Genomic DNA, 4,668 nt, shown 5'->3' on the forward strand with positions numbered 1-4,668 from the left:
ATTACGAGCAGTGCGACCGGAATCGCGGAAAAGGCGACGATGACGCCCGCCTTACGCCAATCTCGGGGCTGCTTGTTGAATGGAATCTCGGCCTTCTCGGTCGGTTCCACTGCTGCTGCAGTCATGATATCCCCCTCTTTGGGTTGCTTCTCTGCCTAACGAAAAATTGCGATGGAAGAGGACTTCGGCTTGGTTCCGCCGAGAACGAGCCGAAGTCCTCAGTGATGGATGCGCGACTTCACGCCGTCACGCCTGGCGTTCCGGAATCACTTGGTGTCGACGCCTTCGGAATCAAGGGCGTCGTTCCACTTCTGGTTCCACTCCTTGACGAGGTCGTTGTAGGACTCGTCTTTATTGGCCGCGTGCTCGACGATGCTCTGGACACGGGAGTCGCCGCCGGTGTTGATGTTGAGTTCGGAATCGGAGTTGAGGTCGTTGAACAGATCCTCCTCGCCGTCAGGAGCCGGTTCGTCGGCGATGAGCTTGACGTTCTTGAAGTCGGAGTAGAGGTCCGGCAGCTTGTCGTCGTCGGCCGCGATCGAGACGCCGCCTTCGTTGTAGGCGTAGTTGGACTTCTCGGTCAGCCACTTGACGAAGATCATGGCCGCTTCCTGGTTGGTGGTGGAGGAGTTCTTGTTGATGCCGTACGCGTAGTCAGAAGCGGAGGTGGCGTACTGCTTGCCCTTGACGGAGATCGGGAACGGCATGTAGCCGACGTCCTTGGCGTTGTCGCCTGCGGACTGGATCTGGGAGACCGCCCAGGAGCCGAGCACCATGGTGGCGATGTCGCCGCTGTTCAGCTTGTTCTTGGAAGTTTCCCAATCGGTGGTGGAGTAATCGTCCTCGGTCAGGCCATCGGCCACGGCGTCATACAGGATCTTGTAGACGTTGTAGGCGTGGGTGCCGTCACCCGGATCCTTGAACGGGTTCTTGGTGTGGGTGAAGACGTTGTTCATGTAGTTGGGATCGCCGGTGGCCGTGCCGCCGATGTACGCGTCCCAGGCGCCCATGGTCCAACCAGCCGCGTAGTTGGTGTACAGCGGAGTGGCCTTGGTCTTCTCCTTGATGGCCTTCAGGTCGGAGATGAATTCCTTCGGGGTGGTCGGCAGCTTGTCGATGCCGGCCTCCTTGAAGATCCTCTTGTTGTAGACGATGCCGGAGGCGTTGCCGACCGAAGCCACGCCGTAGACCTTCTTCTGGTAGGACTGGTTGACAGCGTACTTGATCTCCTTGTTCATGTCTCCGAGGGAGCCGTAGGAGATGAAGTAGTTCTGCAGTTCGGCCCTGTCGACCGCCGGAATCATCATGATGTCGCCCCAGTCACCGCCCTGCAGACGGGTCATGGCGCTGTTGGCATAGTCGCTGTTGGCTTCGACGGTGACCTTGATGTTCGGATAGGTCTTGTTGAATTCGGCGATGTACTGCTTCCAGGTCGTTCCCGGATAGTCGTTCTTGAGCATATCGGTACGATGGCTGAACAGCTTCAGATTGGCCTTGATGTCCTTGCCGGTCTGACCAAGCTTGATGTCCTTGTACTGTATGTCGGTGACCTTGGAGGAGCCACTGCCGCTGCCACCGCAGGCCGCCATGCTCACCGCGCAGACAGCCGCGATGCCGGCTGCGACGATCTTCTTGAGATTCATCTTCCGATCCTTCCTTGCGAATCCTTGTCCATCACTTCCGGAGTCTCGGCACCGATGCTCCATTGGTGATGCCTTTTTCATCTCAGGCCTCTCTGCCTGCCTTTGATGAACTGGTAGTTATACCATAAATGAACCCCTTAAGTTTGTCAAGCGCTTAAGTTGCGCTCCGCGCCCTCGCCGCACAGCCGCAGTGCCGTCGCAACCCTATGGTCAACCCGCTTCAAATACAGAAAACACCAATCGTTTCAATACATCGAAGCGGTTTGATGTCCACCCCCCACACCCCGCGACCGTTCACGTTAAGAGGGTTAATGTAAATTTTTTTACCGGAGTGTCGTTAAGCGCTTAAGCATACGTATGCAAAATCCTGCAGCAGCGAAAAACGGCGGAATCGCAACGAAAACGGCGTGCCACGCCATGAATGGACGCGGCACGCCGTTCATGGAACAACGCGCGACGGCGATCGCCGGACGCTCAGCCCTTGCGGGAAGCCAGGAAATCGCGGTACCACATGAAGCTGTCCTTCGGGATGCGCTCCTGCGTGGCGTAGTCGACGTATGTGATGCCGAATCGCTTGGCATAGCCGAAATACCATTCGAAATTGTCAAGCAGCGACCACACGAAATAGCCGGTCAGCGGCACGCCTTCGTCGATGGCGCGCTTCGCCGCGGCGAAATGACGCTTGAGATAGTCGATGCGGTCCGGATCATGCACCGATTTCGTGCCGTCCTCGTTCACCGTCAGCTGGTCCTTGCAGGCCATGCCGTTCTCGGTGACCACCAGATCGACCTCCGGATAGTTGTCGTGCACGCGCACCAGCAGGTCATGCAGGCCGTCCGGATCGATGTTCCAGCCCATGTCGGTGTGCGGGCCCTCGGTGGGCAGCCAGTCCACGTCGGACGCTCCAGGGGCGGTGGACGCCTCGGTGCTTTGCGGGAACTGCGGACGGTCGGACATGGCCACCCGGTTGGTGGAATAGTAGTTGATGCCCAACACGTCGATCGGCTGGTGGATGAGCTCGAGGTCTCCGGACTGGATGAAGTCCCAGTCGCAGATGCCCTTGGTGATGGAGAACAGTTCGTCCGGGTAACGGCCGCGCAGCATCGGGTCGAGGAAAGCGCGGTTGGAGATCAGGTCGAGGCGATGGCAGGCGTCGGCGTCGCCACGGTTGAACTGCAGATTCAACGTGACCGAACACTTGGCCTTGTCCCCCACTTCGGCGCGGACGGCCTGCGTCATCAGACCATGCGCCAGATTCAGGTGGTGGACCGCCGGGAAGGCGCCGGGACCGAGGCCCAGGCCCGGCGCGTGCTCCTTGGCTCCGTAGCTCAGGTAGGACGAACACCACGGCTCGTTCAGCGTGGTCCAGGTGTCGACGCGGTCGCCGAGGCGCTTGGCCACGATACCCGCGTAGTCGGCGAGCGCATAGGCGGTTCTGCGGTTCAGCCAGCCGCCCTCGTCGCCGAGGTATTGCGGCAAATCCCAGTGGTACAGCGTCACGACCGGCTTGATGCCGGCCTCCAGCAGGGCGTCCACGACGCCTTCGTAGAAGTCGAGGCCTTTTTCGTTGGGCACGCCATCAGGCGTCGATATGATGCGGGGCACGGCGATCGAGAAGCGGTAGGCGTCCACGCCGAGGTCCTTGAGCAGCGCGAGGTCCTCGCGCCAACGATGGTAGGAATCGGTGGCCACATCGCCGGTGTCGCCGGCGATGGTGGCTCCCGGCGTATGGCTGAAGGTGTCCCAGATGGAGGGACAACGGCCATCCTCGGTCACCGCGCCTTCGATCTGATAGGCCGCTGTGGCCGTGCCGAATGTGAAATCTTGTGGAAAAGTTAGCGTCATTGCGTGTCCTTTACTGAAGCGGTTAAGATATTGATGAGGTTAACCGATGTCATAGATTGTTTGCAAACGACACGCCCCGTTCCGCGGAGCGGGAGACACCATCGATTCGTTCCAAGGAAGGGCCATGAACACCACCACCCAAGCATCGCGATTCATTCCAATCACCAATCCGGACCTTCGGTTCATGGGGCGCATCGACCGCACCCCCGCCGACCATCAGACCTGGGCGTTCCCCTACACGCAGGTATCGTTCCGTTGCACCGGCACCAGCATCGGCGTGCGCCTCGTCAACCATTGGGGGTACGGCGACGCGTATCTCGGCGTCATCATCGACGGCATGCAGGTCAAGGCGCGCGTGCCCATCGACGGCGCGCATGACGGCATCAGCATGGAAAACGGCTATCCAAGCCGCGTGGAACCGACCGGACAGCAGGACGACGGACCGCGCCATCCGGTCGACGTGGCAATCGCCGCCGATCTGCCGAACATCGAACATGAAGTGACGATCTTTAAACGGCAGGACGAGGGCAACAATCGTTTTGACGTGTATGGCATTCTGCTGGACGAGGGAGCGAAGCTCATGCCGACGGCGACGCCGCTGCCGGAGCGCCGCATCGAAGTGTACGGCGATTCCGTAACGTGCGGCGAGCGCTGCGAAGCGGCCTGCTACGTGGGACAGGCCGATCCGGAGGTGGATCTGAGCCCGTACAGCAACGCTTGGTATTCGTACGCCGCCATCACCGCACGCAATCTCGGCGCGCAGGCGCACTTGGTCTCGCAGGGCGGCACGACCCTGCTGGACGGCATCGGCTGGTTCCACGCGCCGGACTACATCGGCATGGAAAGCATCTGGGACAAATCCGTCTACAACACGCAGCTGGGCGGCACGTCCCCTTGGGATTTCGCGCAATACACGCCGCATGTCGTCGTGGTCGCGCTGGGTCAGAACGATGCGCATCCCCGCGATTTCATGGCGGACGACTATGACGGCGAGGAAGCCACGCATTGGCGGGCCCGGTACGTCGATTTCGTGCACGCGCTGCGCGGAAAATATCCGCATGCGCTGATCGTGCTCGCCACCACCGTGCTCATCCACGACCCGTCCTGGGATCGCGCGATCGACGAGGTGTGCCATACGGTCAACGACGAAGGCGACGACCGCGTACAGCACTTCCTGTAC

At 60.3% G+C, this 4,668-nt stretch carries 3 protein-coding genes; 1 reads left to right on the forward strand and 2 read right to left on the reverse strand.

All coding sequences use genetic code 11. The features are described from left to right. Nucleotides 1-266: 266 nt before the first annotated feature. Nucleotides 267-1,643: an ABC transporter substrate-binding protein gene (locus ACR0P8_RS08700; RefSeq protein WP_038443816.1), complete on the reverse strand. Its 1,377-nt coding sequence runs from the start codon at nucleotides 1,641-1,643 to the stop codon at nucleotides 267-269. A 474-nt stretch (nucleotides 1,644-2,117) separates the two neighbouring features. After that, nucleotides 2,118-3,488 carry a GH1 family beta-glucosidase gene (locus ACR0P8_RS08705; RefSeq protein ID WP_038443813.1) on the reverse strand — a complete coding sequence of 457 codons (1,371 nt, stop codon included), beginning with the start codon at nucleotides 3,486-3,488 and terminating at the stop codon, nucleotides 2,118-2,120. Nucleotides 3,489-3,612: 124 nt separating this feature from the next. On the opposite strand from ACR0P8_RS08705, the gene ACR0P8_RS08710 reads away from it, so the two are divergent. After that, on the forward strand, nucleotides 3,613-4,668 hold a 1,056-nt coding region (locus tag ACR0P8_RS08710), incomplete at its 3' end, for a GDSL-type esterase/lipase family protein (protein ID WP_432624693.1).

The organism is Bifidobacterium sp. (genome assembly GCF_050874245.1).
Classification (GTDB): Bacteria; Actinomycetota; Actinomycetes; order Actinomycetales; family Bifidobacteriaceae; genus Bifidobacterium.